This window comes from Amycolatopsis sp. WAC 04169 (genome assembly GCF_003947535.1).
In the GTDB taxonomy this organism is placed as follows: Bacteria; Actinomycetota; Actinomycetes; order Mycobacteriales; family Pseudonocardiaceae; genus Amycolatopsis; species Amycolatopsis keratiniphila.
This window is the reverse complement of record NZ_QHJI01000006.1, coordinates 119,642-140,374: the sequence shown is the minus strand read 5'-3', so window position 1 is coordinate 140,374 and position 20,733 is coordinate 119,642. Positions and strand designations below refer to the sequence as shown.

Genomic DNA, 20,733 nt, shown 5'->3' with positions numbered 1-20,733 from the left:
GGTGGGGCGCATGCCAAAATCCAGCCATGACACCTGCGGTGGCGGCACTCGATGTCGGCGGAACGTCCATCAAGGCGGCCTTGTACGACGCGGACCTGAAGGACCTCGCCAGCCTGCGCGAGCCGACGGCGCGCGGGGCGGACGGCGAGGCGCTCGCCGATCAGGTCGCGCGGATCGTGGAAACGCTGGGCAAGCAGGCGGGGACCGGTACGCCGGACGCCGTCGGCGTGGTCATCCCCGGCATCGTCGACGAGGTCGAGCGGGTGGCCCGGTTCTCGGCGAACCTCGACTTCCGGAACGTGCCGTTCGGCGAGATGCTCGACAGCAGGCTCGGCCTGCCGTTCGCGTTCGGGCACGACGTCCGCGCGGGCGGGCTCGCGGAGTTCCGTGTCGGCGCGGGCAAGGGCTGCACCGACGCCGCCTTCATCCCGGTCGGCACGGGGATCGCGGCCGCGCTCCAGCTCGACGGGCGGCTGTACGCCGCAGGCGGGCAAGGCGGCGAGATCGGGCATATCGACGTCGGCCACCGGCTGCCGTGCGGTTGCGGCGCGACCGGATGCCTCGAAGCGATCTCTTCCGCTTCGGCCATCGCCCGCCGCTACAGCGAGCACACCGGGCGGCCCGCCGAAGGCGCCGAGCAGGTGGTCGACGCCGCCCGCCACGGTGACGAGGCCGCGATCTCCGTGGTCAACGACGCGCTCGAGGGGCTCGGCCACGGCATCAAGACCCTGGTCACCCTGCTCGCGCCCGAAGTCGTCGTCCTCGGGGGCGGCCTCTTCACCGCGGGCGACTACGTCCTCGAGCCGGTGCGGGCCTGGCTGGCGGCGAACCTGCAGTTCCAGCGGATGCCCGAACTGCGGATCGCGCGCCTCGGCGACGAGGCGGGCAGGCTCGGCGCGGCGCTGCTGGCGCTGGACCGGCTCAGTGTCTGATGGTGAACCCGCGTCCGCGATCGACGTCGGCAGGACGCTGCCTGGTCAGCCACCTGCGGATGGCGGTCAGGGCGTCCTGCCACCGCGATAGCTGGGCCTTCGGCCGAGGCGGGTTCACGCGTACGGTTCTGATCGCGGATCCTCTCCCGCTTCGCCGATCGGCTCAAGCCTTGACCACCCGCACGCCTTCCTCTTCGAAGGCGTGCACCCGCGCGGGATCGGCGCGGCCGTCGGTGACGAGCACGTCGACGTCGGCGGTCGCGCAGATCTTCGCGAAGGCGTGACCGCCGAGCTTCCCGCTGTCGGCGAGGACGACGACCTGCCGGGCGCGGGCCGCCATCAGCCGGTTCGTGTTCGCGTCGCCCTCGTGGTGCGCCTGTGCACCGTGCACCGGGTCGAAGGCGTCGACGCCGAGGAACACCAGATCCAGCGAGATCTGGTCGAGGAACAGCTGCGACAGCGGCCCGGACAGGTCGAACGACTGCTGCCGCGCGACCCCGCCGGTCACCACGATCTTGATATTGGGCCGCACGGCGAGTTCGTGGGCGATGTTGAGCGCGTTCGTCACCACGGTCAGCGACGGCCCGCCGGTCGGCTCGCTCATGTCCGGGCGGGTCGCGAGCGCGCGGCCGACCTCGGTGCTCGTGACGCCGCCGTTGAGCCCGACCACCATGCCCGGATCGACCATCCTGGCCGCGGCGGCGGAGATCCGTTGCTGTTCCGGCGCGTTGCGCGCGGCCTTGTGCCGCAACGGAAGGTCGTAGGCGACATTGCTCGCGACGGCGCCGCCGCGGGTGCGGACCACGAGATTGCGGCCCGCCAGATGATCGAGGTCCCGGCGGATCGTCGCGGGGGAGACACCGAGTTCGCCCGCCGAAACCTCGACGTCGACTTTTTCCCGCTCTCCCACCATGTCCAATAAAGCCGTCAGCCGTTCATGCCGATTCATCACCAGCTCCCTCCCCGAAGCGCGATGTCGCTTACCGCACCGGACAAAGTACTACGCGTCGCGATACGGCCGGAGAGAAGCGGCGGATTCCGGGCGCCGGGAAGAAAGGGCGGAGTGAACGGGCGCCGGCCACCCCCAGTGTGACCGGCGCCCGCCCGCGGCCGGTACGCCCAGGACCGGCCCGTTTCGCAGGCTATCGCCGCCGACTCCGGACTGATATCCGCTTTACGCCCGTTCCGGTGACGTTCAGCGGATAACGCGTCAGCCCTTGCCGCCGAGTCCGCGCAGGAAGGCGAGTGACGGCATGAAGAAGTAGTCGCCACCCTTCAGCGTCACCGCCTGCGGGATCGGATCCGCGGTCACCGTCCGCGTGCCCGCCCATTCCGCGGTGTAGACGGATTCCGGGCGCGGGCCCTGGCCGATGACCGGATCGAGGCCCGGCGGCTTGACCCCGTCGGCCGGGATCGGGAAGCCCGGGTTGTTCGACCAGTTCTGCTGCGTGAACTCGAACTGGTCGCTCAGTGCCGAATTGAACGCCATGAACAGCAGGCCGACCCCGCCGCTGGGCCGGGCGGACGGCGGCAGATCGGCGTTCGGATCGTCGGCCCGTTCGCCGTAGGGCACGCCCCGCCGGGCCATCAGGTGCAGGCGTTCCTGCGGCGGTGGTTCCGCGCCGCCGCTACCGCGCGGATTCGTCTTCCGGATGTGCGCCTGAAAGGGGCATTTGGCGCCGGTGATGTCGCTTCCGTAGTCGAAATTGTTCGGTACCGGGCTTTCCGCGCCCTCTTCCCGTTGCGCGGTCAACGGCGTGCCGTCCTCGAACCGGCCGACGATCATCGCGCCCGCCCGCTCCCGGTCTTCGCCGACGAGGCCCAATTGATCCGCCAGCGCCTCTTCCGACAGCTTGAACCGCCGCACGTTCTGTTCCAATTTGCGGAAAACGAAGTAGCTGCCGAAATGGACTTCGGGATCGGGAGCAGCGTGGTCCGGAACGAGCACCTGGTTCAGCGGGGCGCTCGGATCCCAGACGCTGATCCCGTCCGTTCCCGTCTTTTCCGCGTGGATGTCCTCGACCAGGAAGAGCGGCTGGCTCCGGCCGTCGACGTAGCCGAAATGCTCGATCCCGTCGCCATTGGCGTTCACGCGGCCGAATCCGGTTTCCTCGGCGACGACGGAAACGGTCGACGGAATCAGCGCGAGAACCGCGTTCCGGCGGGCGGTCATCGGAGCGTCGGCGCCGTCGCCGACGATGACGACGGCGTGGATCTCGTCGTGGTATCCGCTGTCGAACGTGGAGCGCGGCGGGTCGTTCAGCTTCTCGCGGGTCTCCTGCGCGCGCATGCCCAGGAGGAAGGAATCATCTTGCGGTGCCTCGATTTTCAGGAACCGGTAGCCCGCCGCCGTCAGCCCGGTGCCGACGTAGGGCGTCCCCTTCACGCCTTCGGTCTTGAAGCGCTCGACCTCGGTCAGGTGGGTCTTCGCGGACTTCATCAGCGGGACGAGCGAGGCGAGGAACTTCATCGCGCTCCCGGGCTCCGAAAAACGGAGGAAAAGCGCGGAAAAATGGTCCCGCGCGTGCGCTTTCAGGATGTTCGGCTGTAGTTCTTCGAGCATTTTCGCGGCATCGCCGGTGGCGGTCTTCCATTCCAGCGGCACGGTCAGATCGACGGACATGTCAAGGAACCCCCTCCTTGGGAACCGTCCGGCGGCCCCGGCAGGTCTTGCCGGTCCCCGCCGCCGTACGGGACTTACCCCTTGATACAACCGATACCGAAACCTTGCTGTCATCACCCGCAAGTACACTCTTCCGGCGGTTCTTTCACTCGAAAGAACCAATGCTCCGCTCACTCCCCGCATTTAGTCCTCTGCTTGCGGTGGTTGCACGCGCAACTACCGCATTCAGAGGACTAAACGCGGCGGGGTACGCGAGGAGGCGGCGCCGCCCTCACGTGATCGAAGCCGGAACTCACGTGATCAAGGCCGCAACTCGCGTGATTGGAGGCGGAACATCGAGTGCGGCATCCAGTCACGCGAGTTACGCGCCTGATCACGCGAGTCACGTGCCTGATCACGCGAGTCACGACTTTGGCCACGCCGCCGCACCAGGCGCCGAGCGCGTGAAGGCCCCCTTCCCTCGACTCAGCCGAGGGAAGGGGGCCTTCACGCGAAGACGGCCTAGGTGAGTGGCCGGTCGGTCGGAGCGATCGGGGCGGGCAGCACGTCCCGTCCGGTGAGGAACGCGTCCACCCCGGCCGCGGCCGAGCGGCCCTCGGCGATCGCCCACACGATGAGCGACTGGCCGCGGCCCATGTCGCCCGCCACGAAGACGTTGTCGACGCTGGTCTTGAACTCCTTGTCGCGGGCGACGTTGCCCCGCTGGTCCAGCTCGACGTCGAGCGACTCCAGCAGGCCTTCCCGCTCCGGGCCGACGAAGCCCATCGCGAGCAGCACCAGCTGCGCGGGCAGTTCGCGCTCGGTGCCTTCCACGGGGACGAACTTGCCGCCCTCGTTGCGCACCTCGACCAGCTTCAGCGCCCGCACCCGGCCGTCGGCGTCCGCGACGAACTCCTGGGTGTTGACGGAGTACAGCCGCTCGCCACCCTCCTCGTGCGCGGACGAGACGCGGTAGATCATCGGGTACGTCGGCCACGGATGCGCGTCGGACCGCGAAAGCGGCGGCTTCGGCATGATCTCCAGCTGCGTCACCGACTTCGCGCCCTGGCGGTGCGACGTCCCGACGCAGTCCGCGCCGGTGTCACCGCCGCCGATGACCACGACGTCGAGGCCCTCGGCGCTGATCGGCGAGACGTCCAGTTCACCGGCGGCGACGCGGTTGGCGTGCGGCAGGAACTCCATCGCCTGGTGGATACCGGCGTACTCGCGGCCGGGGATCGGCAGGTCGCGCCACGCGGTCGCGCCACCGGCGAGGACGACGGCGTCGTAGGACGACTTCAGTTCCTCGACGGTGAGGTCGACGCCGACGTTCACCGAAGTGCGGAATTCCGTGCCCTCGGCGCGCATCTGGTCCAGACGGCGGTCGAGCCGGTGCTTCTCCATCTTGAACTCGGGGATGCCGTAGCGCAGCAGCCCGCCGATCTTGTCGGCCCGCTCGAAGACCACGACACTGTGGCCCGCGCGCGTGAGCTGCTGCGCCGCGGCGAGTCCCGACGGGCCGGATCCGACCACCGCCACCTTCTTGCCGGTGAGCGCCACCGGCTTCTGCGGCGTGACCCAGCCTTCCTCGAAGGCCCGGTCGATGATCGAGATCTCGACCCGCTTGATGGTGACGGGATCGTCGTTGATCCCGAGCACACACGCCGTCTCGCACGGCGCCGGGCAGAGGGTCCCGGTGAACTCCGGGAAATTGTTGGTCGCGTGCAGCCGCTCGGCCGCGTCGCGCCAATCGTCGCGCCAGGTCAGCGTGTTCCACTCGGGGATGAGGTTCCCGAGTGGGCAGCCCTGGTGACAGAACGGGATACCGCAGTCCATGCAGCGCCCGGCCTGCTTCTGCAGTTTCGACGTCGCGAAGTCCTCGTACACCTCGCGCCAGTCCATCAGGCGCAGGTCGACGGGACGGCTCTTGGGCGTCTCGCGAGTGGTGGTCAGAAAGCCCTTGGGGTCAGCCATGTGCGGCCTCCGTGTCCTGCGGGATACCCGCACCCAGTCGGCACTCATAGCCGGCTTCGCGATTATCAGCCATGAGCTGCCTCCATGATCGCCTCGTTCACGTCACGCCCATCGCGCTCGGCCTTCGCCTGCGCCGCGAGCACGCGTTTGTAGTCCTTCGGCATGACCTTGCCGAACCGGTCGACGGCGGCGTCCCAGTCGGCGAGCAGCGCACGCGCGACGGCGGACTCCGTTTCGTTGTAGTGCTTTTCGAGCGCCTCGCGCAGGAAGTCCACATCGGACGAATCCAGCGGGTCGATGTCGACCATCTCCGGGTTGATCCGGTGCGCGGGCAGGTCCAGCACGTAGGCGACACCGCCCGACATCCCGGCCGCGAAGTTGCGGCCCACGCCGCCGAGCACGACGACCCGGCCACCGGTCATGTACTCGCAGCCGTGGTCGCCGACGCCTTCGACGACGGCCAGCGCGCCCGAGTTGCGCACGCAGAACCGCTCGCCGACCTTGCCGCGGATGAAGATCTCGCCGCTGGTCGCGCCGTAGCCGATCACGTTGCCCGCGATGATGTGCTCTTCGGCGTTGTACCGCGCCACCTTCGGCGGCCGCACGACGAGCCGCCCGCCGGACAGGCCCTTGCCGACGTAGTCGTTGCCGTCGCCGAAGAGCCGCAGCGTGATGCCCTTGGGCACGAACGCGCCGAACGACTGACCGGCGGTGCCGGTGAAGGTCACGTCGATCGTGTTGTCCGGCAGGCCCTCGCCGCCCCACCGCTTGGTGAGCTCGTGGCCGAGCATGGTGCCCACGGTCCGGTTCACGTTGCGCACCGGCAGTTCCAGCCGCACCTTGTCGCCGGACGACAGCGCGCCCTCGGCGAGCTGGATCAGCGTGTTGTCGAGTGCCTTCTCCAGCCCGTGGTCCTGCACGGTCTGCTGGTGACGCAGGCCGGCGGGCGCCATGTCGGGCACGTGGAAGATCGGCGTCAGATCGAGACCGGCGGCCTTCCAGTGGTCGATCGCCTTGCGCTTGTCGAGCATCTCCGCGTGGCCGACGGCCTCGGCGATGGACCGGAAACCCAGCTCCGCCAGGTATTCCCGGACCTCCTGGGCGATGAACTCGAAGAAGTTCACCACGTACTCGGCCTTGCCGCTGAACTTCTCGCGCAGCTTCGGGTTCTGCGTCGCGACGCCGACCGGGCAGGTGTCGAGGTGACACACCCGCATCATGATGCAGCCGGACACCACCAGGGGCGCGGTCGCGAAACCGAACTCCTCGGCCCCGAGCAGCGCGGCGATGACGACGTCACGGCCGGTCTTGAGCTGGCCGTCGGTCTGCACGACGATCCGGTCACGCAACCGGTTGGCCAGCAACGTCTGCTGCGTCTCGGCGAGCCCGAGTTCCCACGGGCCGCCCGCGTGCTTGATCGACGACAGCGGCGAAGCGCCCGTGCCGCCGTCGTGCCCGGAGATGAGCACGACGTCCGCGTGTGCCTTGGAAACCCCGGCCGCGACCGTGCCGACACCGACCTCGGACACGAGCTTCACGTGGATGCGCGCGGCCGGGTTGGCGTTCTTGAGGTCGTGGATCAGCTGCGCCAGATCCTCGATCGAGTAGATGTCGTGGTGCGGCGGCGGGGAGATCAGCCCGACACCCGCCGTGGAGTGCCGCGTCTTCGCGATCCACGGGTACACCTTCGCGCCGGGCAGCTGGCCGCCTTCGCCGGGCTTCGCGCCCTGCGCCATCTTGATCTGGATGTCGTCGGCGTTGACCAGGTACTCGCTCGTGACGCCGAACCGGCCGCTCGCGACCTGCTTGACCGCGCTGCGGCGCTCGGGGTCGTAGAGCCGTTCCGGATCCTCGCCGCCCTCACCGGTGTTCGACTTGCCGCCGAGCCGGTTCATCGCGATGGCCAGGGTTTCGTGCATCTCCGCCGAGATCGACCCGTAGGAGATCGCGCCGGTCGCGAACCGCTTGACGATCTCGGAGACCGGCTCGACCTCCTCGATCGGCACCGCGGGCCGCTCGCCGATCTTGAAGTCGAACAGGCCGCGCAGCGTGTACAGCTTCTGCGCCTGGTCGTCGACGGCCTTCGTGTACTCCTTGAAGATCTCGTACTTCCCGGCACGCGTGGAGTGCTGCAGCTTGAACACCGTCTGCGGGTTGAACAGGTGCGGCTCGCCCTCGCGGCGCCACTGGTAGTCCGCGCCGGTCTCCAGCTCGCGGTGGTTCGCGCGGAACCCATCGCGCGGGAAAGCGCGACGGTGCCGTTCGGCGACCTCCAGCGCGAGCGTGTCGAAGCCGACGCCGCCGAGCCGGGAAGTGGTGCCGGTGAAGCAGTTCTGGACGACCTCGTCGCCGAGCCCGACCGCTTCGAAGATCTGCGCGCCGGTGTAGGAGGCCACTGTGGACACACCCATCTTCGACATCGTCTTGCGGACGCCCTTGCCCAGCGCCTTGATCAGGTTCGCGGTCGCCTGCTTGGCGGTGGCACCGGCGATCAGGCCCTGATCGGCCATCTCCTCGACGGTCGCCATCGCCAGGTACGGGTTCACCGCCGCGACGCCGTAGCCGATCAGCAACGCGATGTGGTGCACCTCGCGCGCGTCGCCCGCCTCGACGATGAGGCCGACCTGCGTGCGGGTCTTCTCGCGCACCAGGTGGTGGTGCACCGCGCCGGTGAGCAGCAGCGACGGGATGGCCGCGTGGTCTTCGTCGATCCCGCGGTCGGACAGCACGATCAGCCGCGCGCCCTCGGCGATGGCCGCGGACACCTCGGCGCGGATCTCGTCGAGCCGCCGCACGAGCGCCTCGCCGCCGCCGTGGACGTCGTAGGTGCCCTGCACGGTGACCGCCTGGAACTCCGGCAGGTCGCCGTCGTCGTTGACGTGCACCAGCTTCGCGAACTCGTCGTTGTCCAACACCGGGAACGGCAGCACGATGCGGCGGCACGACTTGGCGTCGGCCTGCAGCAGGTTCGGCTCCGCGCCCAGCTGGGTGCCCAGCGAGGTGACCAGTTCCTCGCGGATCGCGTCCAGCGGCGGGTTGGTCACCTGGGCGAAGAGCTGGATGAAGTAGTCGAAGAGCAGCCGCGGGCGGCTGGACAGCGACGCGATGGGGGAGTCGTTGCCCATCGAACCGATCGGCTCCGCGCCGGTGCGGGCCATCGGTTCGAGCAGGACGTCGAGTTCCTCCTCGGTGTAGCCGAACGCCTGCTGACGGCGCACGAGCGCGGCGTGCGGCGGGATCTCGCGCTCACGCTCGGGAAGCCCGTCGAGCGGGAGCAGCCCGTCTTCGACCCATTCGTCGTACGGATGCTCGGTGGCGAGCTCGTTCTTGATCTCCTCGTCCTCGACGATCCGGCCGGCGGCCGTGTCCACGAGGAACATGCGGCCCGGCTCCAACCGTCCTTTGCGGACGATCGTGGACTGCTCCAGCTCCAGCACACCGACCTCGCTGGCGAGGACGACGAGGCCGTCTTCGGTGACCCAGTACCGGGCGGGGCGCAGGCCGTTGCGGTCGAGGACCGCGCCGATCTGCGTGCCGTCGGTGAAGGAGACCAGCGCGGGGCCGTCCCACGGCTCCATCAGCGTCGAGTGGAACTCGTAGAACGCGCGGCGCGCGGGGTCCATCTCCTGATGGTTCTCCCAGGCCTCCGGGATCATCATCAGCACCGCGTGGGGCAGCGAGCGGCCGCCGAGGTGGAGCAGTTCCAGCACCTCGTCGAACGACGCCGAGTCGCTGGCGCCACGGGTGATGATCGGGTAGATCCGCTTGAGGTCACCGGGGATCAGGTCGGATTCGAGGAGCGCCTCGCGCGCGTCCATCCAGTTCCGGTTGCCGCGCAGCGTGTTGATCTCGCCGTTGTGGGCGACGTACCGGTACGGGTGCGCCAGCGGCCACGACGGGAAGGTGTTGGTGGAGAAGCGGGAGTGCACCAGGCCGATGGCGCTGGTGACGCGCTCGTCGGTGAGGTCGGCGAAGAACTTCTCGACCTGCGGCTCGGTGAGCATTCCTTTGTAGACGATCGTGCGCGAGGAGAGGCTGGGGAAATAGACGTCGTCCTCGACGAGTTCGTGCTCGGCGCGTTTGCGCACCACGAAGGCCGCGCGCTCCAGCTCCAGGCCCTCCAGCGCGTCGTTGCCCGCCAGGAACAACTGGCTGAAATACGGCATGGTCTCGGCCGCGCCGGTGCCGACGTGTTCGGTGTGGACCGGCAGGTCACGCCAGCCGAGCACGCGCATGCCCTCTTCGGCGGCGACGCGCTCGATGGTCGTCATCGCGCGGCCGCGGGCGTTTTCGTCCTGCGGAAGGAAAGCCGTGCCGACGGCGTAGGCGCCGGGCGCGGGAAGGTCGAAGCCGACGACCTCGCGATAGAACTCGTCGGGGACCTGGATGAGGATCCCGGCGCCGTCGCCGGTCTCCGGGTCGGCGCCGCGGGCCCCGCGATGTTCCAGGTTCCGCAGCGCGATCAGCGCTTTGGCGACGATGCCGTGATCGCGTTTACCGGAGAGATCGGCGACGAACGCGACACCGCAGGCGTCGTGTTCGAACTCCGGGTCGTACAGGCCTTCGGGGGCCTTGCTGCCCTTGTAGCTGGCATGGTGGGTCACGGCTGGCCGCCTCCCAAGGCGTCGGCGCGACCGGTAACACTCCGTTCGGGTGGTTCGGACGTGAACCAGTTAACGGAGTGGTCCGGGACCGCGATGGTCAGTCGAGAGGGAACGATCCCGCCCGCGGAAACGGGGGCAGGCCTCGTAGAGCCGCACTGCACTGGGCGGCCGATGCGCATATCGGTACTGCTGTGCACGTGGGCGCCGCCCGGCCGCTGTGGTGGGTGGCTGGCGGGTACACGTGTTACTCCCGGGTTCGCCGGTCTTATGACGATAGTGTGAAATCGCTGTTATCGACATACGTCGCTTGGTCGGGGTGGGAAATGCCACGCGGGCGTTGACTTCAAACATCATCTGCCCACTGGCTGGAATGACGTGTCCACTGAGTGGTGCATCGGCGCGTTGACCTGCGGTTATCACTGCCCGACTCGTCCGAAAGTGTGATCTGGGTCGCGCGGGAGAGTGGGTTTCGCCGGTGTTGCGATGACCTTGGGTGACCGCCGAATCGCCCGAACGGCAGAGTGAGCTGCCCGGTTTGAGAGGCTTGGCCGATGGCGGATCGTTATCTCACCGTGGCGGGTACCGGGGTCCACGAGATCGAAATCCGGCGGTCGCGCTTCCTCTGCGCGCTCGCGCCGGTCACCTCGGAAGAGGCCGCCCGCTCGCTGATCGCGGGCCGTCGGAAGGCCGAACCGGCGGCCCGGCACCACTGTCACGCGTTCGTGTTGGGCGCCGATGGCAGGACCCAACGGTCGAGTGACGACGGGGAGCCCGCGGGCACGGCAGGCACCCCGATGCTCGAGGTGCTCCGCCGCCGCGACCTGACCGACACCGTCGCCGTGGTGACCCGCTACTTCGGCGGGGTGCTGCTCGGCGCCGGCGGGCTGATCCGCGCGTACGGGCAGGCCGTTTCGGAGGCCGTCGACGTCATCGGCGTGCGGGAGTACCGGCGGCTGCGGCTGGTGGAGGTCGTCGTCGACTACGACCGGGCCGGCCGCCTGGAGAACGACATCCGCTCGTCGCCGTACCTGCTGCACGCGACGCGCTTCGAGGACGTCGCGCACTTCGACGTCGGGCTCGCGCCGGACCAGGGCGACGCGTTCCACGCCTGGCTCGCCGACCTCACCGGCGGGGAGGCCCTGGCCGAGGAGATCGGCGAAACCTGGCTGCCCACCGGCCGCATTTAGTCCTCTGAATGCGGTTTATGCACCGCCCGCCACTCCTCCAGGGTGATGGCGTACTCGACCTCGCCCTTCTCCGTGCCGGGGATCGGGTGGTCGAAGTGCTCGTGAAAGGTCCGGACGTGGCGCATCCCGATCTTCTCCATCACCCGGCGGGACTTCAGGTTCACCGCCATGGTCGCCGCCCAGATCCGCCGGGCCCCCAATTCGGTGAACCCCTTCTCCAGGAGCGCGAGCGAACCTTCGGTCGCATACCCCTTGCCCCAGGAAGACCGGTTCAGCCGGTAACCCAGCTCGGGGTCGTCCGTGTGATGCCCCCGCAGCGGGCGGAAATGGAACCACCCCAGGAAATCCCCGCTCGCTTTCTCGATCGCCGCCCAGAACCCGTAACCGGGGAAACGCTCGTAGTAACCGAGAAAGGCGGGAAGGTCTTGGTTTTCGATCTCCGCCCGGTCGGCGGGTTCGCCCCCATTGAGGTACCGCATGACTTCGGGATCGTCGTAGAGCGCGAACAGATCGTCGACGTCGGCGCCGGTGAACTGCCGCAGCACGAGCCGCTCGGTCTCCAGGAAGACACGCATCACGAGATCGTGGCGCTCCCCGCGCGCCCCCGCAAACGCTTTTAGGCGGCGGCCAGCGGAGGGAACGCGCCTTCCAGCGCCATCGCCCCGGCCTCGGTGAGCAGCGCGGGAACGCGCTCGCCCCATCGGCCGCCCCGCGCGGGCATCACCAGGCCGAGGTGGGCGAGGCGATGCGCGGTGTGCTGGTCGCAGCAGGCGAGACCGTCGACGAACAGATCCGGCTCGCAACTGCAGCTGATCTCGGCGTGGCCCTCGGCCACGGCTCTCAGGGTGGCCCGCTCACGATGATTCAGGCCGGTCCGAACGTCCATGGCGTGCCTCCTTTCCGTTTCCGCTGTGAACAGTCAAACCCATACCCCCGACAGTTTCCGTCTCCTACGATGCGAAGTCTCGGATTTCGGGCGTACTTAGGGGTGGTGTGTCGGGTATTCCGGGGTGACGACCTAGGGGGTGTCACCCGGTATTCGACGCGGAAGGGGTTCCAGCTCGGTCTTGCGCAGATGCCGGAAAATGATCGAACTCCGGAATCCGATGATCTCTTTGCGCTTCGCCAAGCGATCCACCAGGAATGCGTGGAGCTGATCGACGTCCTGGGCGGCGACGTGGATCAGGAAATCGTCGCTTCCTGCCGTGACGAAAACGGAGAGGACCTCCGGCAATTCCGCGACCGAACGCTGGAACGAATCGATCACCTCCCGGCTCAGCGGCCGCACCTGCGCCGAGACCATCGCCTGCACGCCGCGGTTGAGGCTGCGCAGGTCGATGTCGGCGTGATACCCGCGGATCACGCCGCGCTCCCGCAGCAGCCGCGTCCGTTCCAGGCAGGTCGACGGCGCGACGCCGACCTTGCGGGCGATGTCGCGGTTCGACTGCCGCGCATCCGCCTGGAGTTCCCGGATGATCGCCGAATCAAGTTCGTCCACGCCCACTCCTTCGCCGAGCCTGCCGAATATCGTTCGGCAAAGCCCCTGTAGTCCTGCGCATCAGCCTAACTTCGGCGCATTCAGTCGGCTAAATGCGGAGAAAGGGAGCCAGATGTCCGTACAGGAGCTGGTCGTCCGGCGGGGGCGCCGGTCCGGGGTGACGACGATGGTGGCCGTGCATTCGAGCACGCTCGGCCCGGCCGTCGGCGGCTGCCGGTTCAAGATCTACCCGCGCGTCCACGACGCGATCGACGACGTCCTGCGGCTGTCCGCGGCGATGACCCGCAAATGCGCGGTCGCGGGCCTGGACTTCGGCGGCGGCAAGAGCGTCGTCGCGCTCCACGGCGTGCCGTCCGCCGAGCTGAGGCGCGAGGTCCTGCTCGACCACGCCGACCTCATCGCGTCACTCGACGGTGCGTATCTCGCCGGGCCCGACGTCGGAACCGGTCCGGAGGACATGCTCGTGCTGCGCGAGCGGACCCCGCACGTCTTCTGCCTGCCCGAGGAGCACGGCGGCACCGGTTCTTCGAGCGGGCCGACCGCCGTCGGGGTGCTCGCCGCCCTGCGAGCGGGCGCGCGTGCGGTCTTCGGCGACGACGACATGAACGGTCGCAAGGTGGTCATCAGCGGTTACGGCTCGGTCGGCGCCCATCTGGCCGTCGCGCTGGCCACGCGGGGCGCCGAGGTCGTCGTGTCCGATGTGGATGAACGACGCCTCGCCGCGGCCCGCGAGCAAGGGCTCAAACAGGTCGCGCCGGAGAAGGTGCTCGGCATCGAGGCCGACGTCCTGATCCCCGCGGCCGTCGGCGGGGTCTTCGGCCCGGGAACCGAGGTCGCCGCGCCGCTCGTCGTCGGCCCGGCCAACAACCAGCTCACCGACGACACCGTTGCCGAGGCCCTCGCCGCCCGGGGAGTCCTGTGGATCCCGGATTTCGTCGCGAGCGCCGGGGGAGTCGTCTACACCCTCGGCCGCGAGAAGGAGAACCTCAGCCACGCCGAGGCGCTCACCCGGGTCGAAGCTTTGGAGAAGACCACGCAAGAGATCCTCGACGCCGCTTCGGCCAACGGCACCACACCGTTGGCCGAAGCGGACGCGCTCGCCGAAACGAGACTCACTTCTGGTGCGGGGCCACGTACTCCTTCGCCTCGGGAGCCTCGAACAGCGGCTTGACGTAGCGGACCCCGCCCTCGGCCGACGCGTCCGGTGTCGCCGCGTACACCTGACGCGTCGCCGGGGTGCCCGCCTTCGAGAAGTCCAGCGCCGCCACGAGGTCGCCCGTGCTCGCCGACGTCGTCTGCTTCAGCGCCGCGGCGATGCCCTCACGGGTGAGGTCCTTGTTCTCGCAGGCCTTCTTGAGCACCGCGCCCCACACCTCGCCGACCGCGTAGCCGTAGGGGATCCCGCCGTTCGGGGTCTCCTTGTACGCCGCCTTGTACTTCGTGGCGACTTCCTTGGCCTTGGGGATGTCGGCGGAGAACGGGACGCTGCTGGCGACGATCGTCAGCTTGTCCAGCGCGTTCGCCGCGGGGCTCTTCAGCAGCACGGGGTCGAACACCGGGTTGTTGCCGAGCACGGGCACGTCGAGCCCGAGCGCCTTGTTCGCCGCGAGTGCGGAACCGGTCTGCGCCGGGGAAGTGGTCAGGACGATGGCCTTGACGCCGTCGCCCTTGAGCCCGGTGACGATATTGGTGAGGTCGTTGTCGGTGGAGGTGATCTTGACCTCCTTCACCGTCAGGTTGTGCTTCTTCGCGTAGTACTGCGAGCCGCGCAGGCCGTTCTTGCCGTATTCGCCGTCGATGTAGACGTGCCCGATCGTGTCGCCGTCCTTCACCAGGCCCTTTTCCTGGAAGTACGACAGCCCGTCGATGATCTCCAGGTCGTACGTCGTCCCGACGATCATCACGTACTGGTTGTCGAGCAGTTCCGAAGACCACGACGCGGGCGCTGCGACGGTCTTGTCCGAGGCGATGTTCTGCTTCAGCGCGGCCACCACCGGCGAGCCGAGCAACTGCACGAAGCCGAGGACCTTCGGCTCGATCTGCGGATACAGCGTCTTCGCCGTGTCCGCCTTGTAGCCGTGGTCGACGGTCTCGAGTTTGACCTGACGGCCGCACACCCCGCCCGCGGCGTTGAAGTCCTTGGCCCACAACTCGTTCCCCTGCGTGATGCCGAGTCCGAGGTTCTTGAACACCCCGGTCTTGTCGGTCATCACGCCGAGGGTGATCTCCGAGGCCGTCACCCCTTTGCCGGCCTTGACGCCCGAACCGTCCGCCCCCGAGGACCCCGAGTCGCCCGCTTTCGTGCTGCACGCCGAAAGGGCGAGGACCGCCGCCAGCGCGACGGCCGGATATGTACGCTTCATTTGTCTTGCTCCTCCGGGAGATGAGGTTTCCTGGCGGGTGTGATCCGTCGGCCGATCGCGGCGAGTCCGCCCGGTTCGAAGAGCACCACGAGGATGATCGCGGCGCCGTAGACGAACGAACTGACCAAAATCGGGGTCAAGGCGCCGTCCCCGGTTCCGGAGAACCAGCCGAGATCGGCGGAGTACAGCGAAAGCACCTGCGGCAGCCCGTTGACGATCAGCGCGCCCACCAGCGCGCCGGGCACCGAGCCGAGTCCCCCGATGATCACCATGGCCAGGAAGGCGATGGAGATGTTGATCCCGTACGTGCCGAATTCGCTCTCGTCGGGTTTGAGGATGTCGAACCACAGCACGGTCATCGCGCCGGCGAGCCCCGCGTACGCCGACGAGACGGCGAACGCGCCGGCCTTGGCGCGCGTGACGCTGACGCCCATCACGGACGCGGCGGCCTCGTTGTCCCGCACCGCCCGCCACGACCGGCCGACCCGGCTGCGCACCGCCGCCTTGGCCACGACGAACGCGAGCACGGTCAGCAGCAGGAACAGGTACCAGAGCCGTTCCGCCTGCCGGATCGGCACACCCATCAGCTCGATCTCGGGACCGTCGTTGGTGAACGGGAAGCCGAACAGCGAGAACGGTTCCGGGGTGCGCCCGGTCGATGTCCCGCCGGTCAGCGTTTCGGCCGACTGTCCGAAGTAGAGCCCGAGGAACACCAGCGAAAGCGAGGCGACCCCGAGGTAGATCCCGCGCAGCCGTCCGGAGACCGGCGCGAACGCCAGCCCCAGCAACGCGGCGATGACCACCGCGCCGACCAGCGACAGCCCGGGGTCGAGCCCGAGGCCGAACACGCGCTCGTCGTCGGCCGGTCCGGAAAGGACGGTGTATCCGGTCGCGCCCGCCAGCAGGAAGAACGCGTGCGCCAGCGACAACTGCCCGGCCTGCCCGACCAGCAGCGTCAGCCCGATCGCGCCGACCCCGCCGATCATCATGTACTGCCCGGCCTTCAGCCAGGCGGCGTCGAGGTACAGCGGGATCGCGAGCAGGACCACGAGCAGCGCGACCCAGGCCAGCGCCTTGAGCAGGCGTCCCCGATCGCGTTTCGGGGGCGGCGCCGTCGGTGCGGCGGCGGGGGTTTTCACGGCGGTGTCAGACACGTGTGCTCTCCCTCGTCCCGAACAACCCCGACGGCCGCACCACCAGGACCACGAGCATCACCAGGAAGACCGCGCTCTTGGAGAAGTCGAACGACACGTACTGCGCCGAAAGCGCCTCGACCAGCCCGACGACCAGCCCGCCCACCACCGCGCCCGCGGTCGAGTCCAGCCCGCCGAGGATGGCCGCGGGGAACGCCGCGAGCGCGATGGAGTGCGTGCCGCGGGACAGCCCCGCGCCGGAGAAGTCCTGTGTGGCGATGAAGAGCACCGCGACCCCGGCGAGCACGCCCGCGACCACCCAGGCGGTCGCCGTCACCCGGGAACTGCGGATGCCCATCAGCGCGGCGGCCTCGCGGTTCTCGGCCTGTGCCCGCATCGCGACGCCCCAGTTCGAGTACTTGAACGCCAGCGTGAACGCGGTGATCAGCACGGCGGCGACGACCAGCGCCACCAGATGCGTGCGGAACAGCGTGATCCCGCCGAGCTGGAACGGTTTCGCGTCCCAGGCGTCGCCGAGGAACGGCAACGTGACACCGAGCCGCCGCACGATCTCCTCGGTGACGATCACGTCGACGCCGATGGTGAGCAACGCCAGGCTGTTCGCGTCGGCGTGCCGCGAACGGGACAGCAGGAACCGTTCCAGCAGAAGGGCGAGTAGACCCGCCGAGACGATGCCGACCAGCGAGGCACCCACCCAGCCGAGTGCTTCGCGGGTCACGACGACCAGGTAGCCGCCGAAGAGCACGAGCGAGCCGTGTGCGAAGTTGACCACCTCGGTGGCCTTGAAGATGATCACGAAACCCAGCGCCAGCAACGCGAACACCGCGCCCTTGCCGAGCCCGTTCACCACGAGTTGCAGGAATGTGTTCACGCCGTGGCCTCCGTGCCGAGATATGCCTTGATCACGTCCGGATCCGACTGGACCTCGGCCGGTGTGCCGTCGGCGATGCGCTTGCCGAAGTCCAGGACGGTGACCCGGTCCGCGATGCCCATCACCAGCCCCATGTCGTGTTCCACCAGCAGGATCGAGATGCCGAGCTCGTCACGGACGTCGCGGATCGTGCCGGCCAGCTCGGCGGTCTCGGTCGCGTTCATGCCCGCCGCGGGTTCGTCGAGCAGCAGCAGTACCGGTTCGACGGCGAGCGCGCGGGCGAGGTCGACGCGTTTCACCGCACCGTAGGGCAGCGCGCCGACCGGCAGGTCCACCAGCGCGCCGATGCCGAGGAAGTCGCAGATCTCCCGCACCCGTCCGGCATGGCGGCGTTCGGCCCGGACCGTCCACGGCAGACGGAGGCCGCAGGCGAGGAAGCCGCCCTTGGTCAGCGCGTGACGGCCGAGCATGACGTTGTCGAGCACGGTCGAGCCGGGGGAGAGGGCGGCGTTCTGGAACGACCGGCCGACCCCGAGACGGGCGAGCCGATGCGGCGGGAGTCCGGAAAGGACGGTGTCGCCGAGCCGGACGCTGCCCGAGTTGGCCCGGTAGAGGCCGCTGATCACGTTGAAACAGCTGGACTTCCCGGCGCCGTTCGGGCCGATGAGCGCGTGCAGCGAGCCGGAGCCGACGGTGAACGAGACATCGTCCAGCGCCCGGATCCCGCCGAAGCGCAGGGTCACGTTCTCGACGCGCAATTCGGGCGGTGTCATCCTGCCCACCTCGACAGGCTCCGGCCCGCGAGGTGCTTGCGGGCGTCGGCGGCTTCGGCCTCGGCGGTGGCCTGCGATTCGGCGTGACCGCCGAGGTAGAGCCGCTGGACCTCCTCGCTCGCCGCGAGTTCGGCCGTCGTGCCCGCCAGCGCGACCCGGCCGACTTCGAGGACGATCGCGTGGTCGGCGACGCGCAACGCCATCACGGCGTTCTGCTCGACCAGCACCACCGCGGTGCCCTGCTCGTGGATCTCGCGGATGATGTCGCCGATCCGCTCGACGATCTTCGGCGCGAGACCGAGCGAAGGTTCGTCGAGCAGCAGGAGCCGCGGGCCGGACATCAGCGCGCGGCCGATCGCGAGCATCTGCTGCTCGCCGCCGGAAAGCAGGCCGGCGCGCTGTTTGGCGCGTTCGGACAGGACCGGGAAGAGCTCGTCGACGCGTTTGCGGGCGGCGGCGCGCTGCTCGGGGGAGCGGGCGCCGATCCCGCCGGCGCGCAGGTTCTCCTCGACCGTCATCCGCGCGAAGACCTGGCGGCCTTCCGGGACGCCGACCACGCCGAGACCGACGATGCGGGCCGGGTCCAATTTGGTCAGTGGTTTGCCGTCGTAGCGCACCTCGCCGGCGGAAACCGAGCCGCGGTGCATACGCAGCGTGCCGGAGACGGTGCGCAGCAGCGTCGACTTCCCGGCCCCGTTGCTGCCGAGGACGGCCAGCACGCCATCAGGTGAAACGTCGAGGTCGACCCCGTGCAGCGCGGCCACCGATCGGCCGTACCGCACCTGGAGATCACGAACACTGAGCAAGCCGCCTCCTCCGTTCGTGTGACGCGAGTCACGATCGGTGGCGGTCATCCTGCGTGGGCACCCTCCGCCGCGTTACCCCCACTTGGAGACCCACCCGGACACAAAACGGACACGACGCAATTCGTCCTCTGAATGCGGTACTTGCGCGTGCAACTACCGCATTCAGAGGACGAAACGCGTCAGAGGAGGCCGGCTTCGGAGGCCTTGCCGATGGCTTCGACGCGATTCCGGGCGCCGAGTTTGTGCAGCGCGGACTGCAGATAGGTCTTGACGGTATTCCGCGCCAGCCCGGTCGATTCCGCGATCTCCGGATTCGTCTGGCCCTGCGCGGCCAACCGCAGCACCTCGTACTCGCGCCGCGTCAGGCCGCTGCGGGCCAGCGCGTCGGACCGCTGGCCGTTGTCGGGAAAGATCCGCGGATCGACGACGCGCTCACCCTTGAGCACCTGCCGCAACGCCGCCACCAGATCCGTCCCGGCGACGTCCTTGAGCAGGCAGCCGTGCGCCCCGGAGTCCAGCGCGGCCCGCACGCCCTGATGGTCGCCGTGCGCTGTGAACACCACGATCCGGCAGGCCGGATGCACGCGCCGGAGTTCGGCGATGACCTCGGGCGCGAGCATGTCCGGCAGCCGCAGGTCCAGCAGGATCAGCACCGGTTTCAGCTCACCCGCCCGCCGGATCGCGGACCGGCCGGTCTCGGCCGAGCCGACCACGGTCATCGCCGGGTCGTAGCGCAGCAGCAGGCTCACCCCGTCGCGGACCACCGGATGGTCGTCCACGACGAGGACCGTCACCGGCGACGGCACGGTTCCGGCACCCAGGCGCGCAGCGTGCACCCATCGTCGTCGTCCCGGACCAGGCTGACCCGGCCGCCGAGCCGCGCGGCGCGTTCGGCCAGCGCGCGCAGCCCCATCCCGGTCCCCGGCTCGGGCTCATCCTCTTCGGAGCGATGACCGGTCCCGTCGTCGGCGACGACCACCTGCACGCCGTCGTCGCTGGGCAGCAGGCTGACCACGACGGACAGCGCCTCGGCGTGTTTCTCGACGTTGAGCAGGCCCTCCCGGACGGCCGCCACCAGCAGGCCGGTGCGTTCGGCGTCCAGCCGCGGCACCGGGGCGAGCTGCACGAACCGCGCGGGGACGCCGCAGCGCGCCTGGAACGAACGGCAGTGCTCGGCCAGCTCCACCGGGAGCGCGCGTTCCGGGCTCGATTCCGACAACGCGAGCAGCGACTCGCGCAGCGCCCTCGACGCAGCCGACACGTCGCCCTCCAGCCGCCGCAGCCGCGATTCGAGCGCCGGGTTGTCGCTGATGTCCTCGTGCAGGTTCCGCACCTGGACGCCGATGGAGAACAGCAGCGCGCCCACCGAATCGTGCAGCGCGCTCTGCATGCGGAGCCGCTCGGCGGACAGCGCGGTCTCGCGGTCGGCCTCGGCGACCGACGCCAGTTTCAGCGCCCGGCCGGCCTCGGTGGCGATGTCCTCGAGGGACTGGACCGCGTCGTCGCCGAAGTCGCGGCGCTCGCGCATGGCGGCGTACGCGATGGCGACGGTCTCGGTCCCGCTGACGATCGGGACGGCGATCATCGCGGCGAGCCCCTCGCCGCGGACCTGCGCGTCGAACTGGTGGGTGATACTCGGCGAGCTGACGTAGTCGTTGACCCGCACGGGCCTGCCCAGCGCGAGCACCCGTCCGCCGATGCCCTGGCCGATCGGCACGGCGAGATCCTGCAGGGCGTCGGTGCGGGTGCCCGACATCCAGCGGATCACCGCCTGTTCGGGCCCGGCCAGCTCGGCGACGAAGCCGGAATGCGTGCCGATCGACTCGCGGATCAGCCGCGCGGTGCCGTTGAGGGCCGCGACCCGGTCGAGGGTCGCGAGCAGCTCTTCGCGCTCGCGAAGAAGCCCGCCGAGCACCGCGCTGTGCTCGGCGGCGAGCTCTTCAGCGGCGTGCCGTCTCGCCGTCACGCG

Annotated in this window: 17 protein-coding genes; 3 read left to right on the top strand and 14 right to left on the bottom strand. The window is 69.1% G+C overall.

Annotated elements, in window-relative coordinates:
• Window positions 1-38 precede the first annotated feature (38 nt).
• The gene (locus DMC61_RS16850; protein WP_016332088.1) at window positions 39-932 is read left to right on the top strand and encodes an ROK family protein; all 894 of its coding nucleotides are present in this window, start codon (window positions 39-41) and stop codon (window positions 930-932) included.
• A gap of 163 nt (window positions 933-1,095) precedes the next feature.
• On the opposite strand, the gene DMC61_RS16845 is transcribed toward DMC61_RS16850, so the two are convergent.
• From DMC61_RS16845 to gltB, 4 genes are all read right to left on the bottom strand, one after another.
• The gene (locus DMC61_RS16845; RefSeq protein ID WP_125690070.1) at window positions 1,096-1,881 is read right to left on the bottom strand and encodes a DeoR/GlpR family DNA-binding transcription regulator; all 786 of its coding nucleotides are present in this window, start codon (window positions 1,879-1,881) and stop codon (window positions 1,096-1,098) included.
• Between the two features lie 261 nt (window positions 1,882-2,142).
• Window positions 2,143-3,555 carry a Dyp-type peroxidase gene (locus tag DMC61_RS16840; protein ID WP_125690069.1) on the bottom strand — a complete coding sequence of 471 codons (1,413 nt, stop codon included), beginning with the start codon at window positions 3,553-3,555 and terminating at the stop codon, window positions 2,143-2,145.
• A 501-nt stretch (window positions 3,556-4,056) separates the two neighbouring features.
• Complete coding sequence (locus DMC61_RS16835) at window positions 4,057-5,508, bottom strand: glutamate synthase subunit beta (RefSeq protein ID WP_125690068.1); 1,452 nt, start codon at window positions 5,506-5,508, stop codon at window positions 4,057-4,059.
• 65 nt (window positions 5,509-5,573) lie between these two features.
• Window positions 5,574-10,112, bottom strand: a complete 4,539-nt coding sequence (gene gltB / locus DMC61_RS16830) for a glutamate synthase large subunit (protein ID WP_125690067.1) — start codon at window positions 10,110-10,112, stop codon at window positions 5,574-5,576.
• A 551-nt stretch (window positions 10,113-10,663) separates the two neighbouring features.
• Here gltB and DMC61_RS16825 point away from each other — a divergent pair.
• Window positions 10,664-11,299 carry a YigZ family protein gene (locus DMC61_RS16825; RefSeq protein WP_125690066.1) on the top strand — a complete coding sequence of 212 codons (636 nt, stop codon included), beginning with the start codon at window positions 10,664-10,666 and terminating at the stop codon, window positions 11,297-11,299.
• Here DMC61_RS16825 and DMC61_RS16820 read toward each other — a convergent pair.
• The 3 genes from DMC61_RS16820 to DMC61_RS16810 form a co-directional block, all read right to left on the bottom strand.
• The gene (locus DMC61_RS16820; protein ID WP_125690065.1) at window positions 11,296-11,874 is read right to left on the bottom strand and encodes a GNAT family N-acetyltransferase; all 579 of its coding nucleotides are present in this window, start codon (window positions 11,872-11,874) and stop codon (window positions 11,296-11,298) included. The genes DMC61_RS16825 and DMC61_RS16820 overlap by 4 nt on opposite strands.
• 41 nt (window positions 11,875-11,915) lie before the next feature.
• On the bottom strand, window positions 11,916-12,185 hold the full coding sequence (locus DMC61_RS16815) for a hypothetical protein (protein WP_063271359.1): 270 nt from the start codon (window positions 12,183-12,185) through the stop codon (window positions 11,916-11,918).
• Window positions 12,186-12,317: 132 nt separating this feature from the next.
• Window positions 12,318-12,797, bottom strand: a complete 480-nt coding sequence (locus tag DMC61_RS16810; protein ID WP_016332097.1) for an Lrp/AsnC family transcriptional regulator — start codon at window positions 12,795-12,797, stop codon at window positions 12,318-12,320.
• Window positions 12,798-12,909: 112 nt separating this feature from the next.
• Here DMC61_RS16810 and DMC61_RS16805 point away from each other — a divergent pair, with 112 nt between their 5' ends.
• Window positions 12,910-13,968, top strand: coding sequence for a Glu/Leu/Phe/Val dehydrogenase dimerization domain-containing protein (locus DMC61_RS16805; RefSeq protein ID WP_125690064.1), 1,059 nt, complete (start codon window positions 12,910-12,912; stop codon window positions 13,966-13,968).
• On the opposite strand, the gene DMC61_RS16800 is transcribed toward DMC61_RS16805, so the two are convergent.
• The 7 genes from DMC61_RS16800 to DMC61_RS16770 all read right to left on the bottom strand — a co-directional run bounded on the left by DMC61_RS16800 (window position 13,910) and on the right by DMC61_RS16770 (window position 20,730).
• On the bottom strand, window positions 13,910-15,160 hold the full coding sequence (locus tag DMC61_RS16800) for an ABC transporter substrate-binding protein (protein ID WP_016332098.1): 1,251 nt from the start codon (window positions 15,158-15,160) through the stop codon (window positions 13,910-13,912). The two genes, DMC61_RS16805 and DMC61_RS16800, sit on opposite strands and share 59 nt — an antisense overlap.
• Entirely contained in the window at window positions 15,157-16,314 is a 1,158-nt protein-coding gene (locus tag DMC61_RS16795; RefSeq protein ID WP_016332099.1) for a branched-chain amino acid ABC transporter permease, read from the bottom strand. Before DMC61_RS16795 ends, DMC61_RS16800 begins: the two co-directional genes overlap by 4 nt.
• On the bottom strand, window positions 16,307-17,185 hold the full coding sequence (locus DMC61_RS16790) for a branched-chain amino acid ABC transporter permease (protein WP_016332100.1): 879 nt from the start codon (window positions 17,183-17,185) through the stop codon (window positions 16,307-16,309). Before DMC61_RS16790 ends, DMC61_RS16795 begins: the two co-directional genes overlap by 8 nt.
• Window positions 17,182-17,958 carry an ABC transporter ATP-binding protein gene (locus tag DMC61_RS16785; RefSeq protein WP_199750015.1) on the bottom strand — a complete coding sequence of 259 codons (777 nt, stop codon included), beginning with the start codon at window positions 17,956-17,958 and terminating at the stop codon, window positions 17,182-17,184. Before DMC61_RS16785 ends, DMC61_RS16790 begins: the two co-directional genes overlap by 4 nt.
• Window positions 17,955-18,764, bottom strand: a complete 810-nt coding sequence (locus tag DMC61_RS16780; protein ID WP_043848629.1) for an ABC transporter ATP-binding protein — start codon at window positions 18,762-18,764, stop codon at window positions 17,955-17,957. The genes DMC61_RS16785 and DMC61_RS16780 overlap by 4 nt, the downstream gene beginning before the upstream one ends.
• 179 nt (window positions 18,765-18,943) lie before the next feature.
• Window positions 18,944-19,570, bottom strand: a complete 627-nt coding sequence (locus tag DMC61_RS16775) for a response regulator transcription factor (RefSeq protein ID WP_125690062.1) — start codon at window positions 19,568-19,570, stop codon at window positions 18,944-18,946.
• On the bottom strand, window positions 19,555-20,730 hold the full coding sequence (locus DMC61_RS16770; protein WP_016332104.1) for a GAF domain-containing protein: 1,176 nt from the start codon (window positions 20,728-20,730) through the stop codon (window positions 19,555-19,557). Before DMC61_RS16770 ends, DMC61_RS16775 begins: the two co-directional genes overlap by 16 nt.
• Window positions 20,731-20,733: the final 3 nt, after the last annotated feature.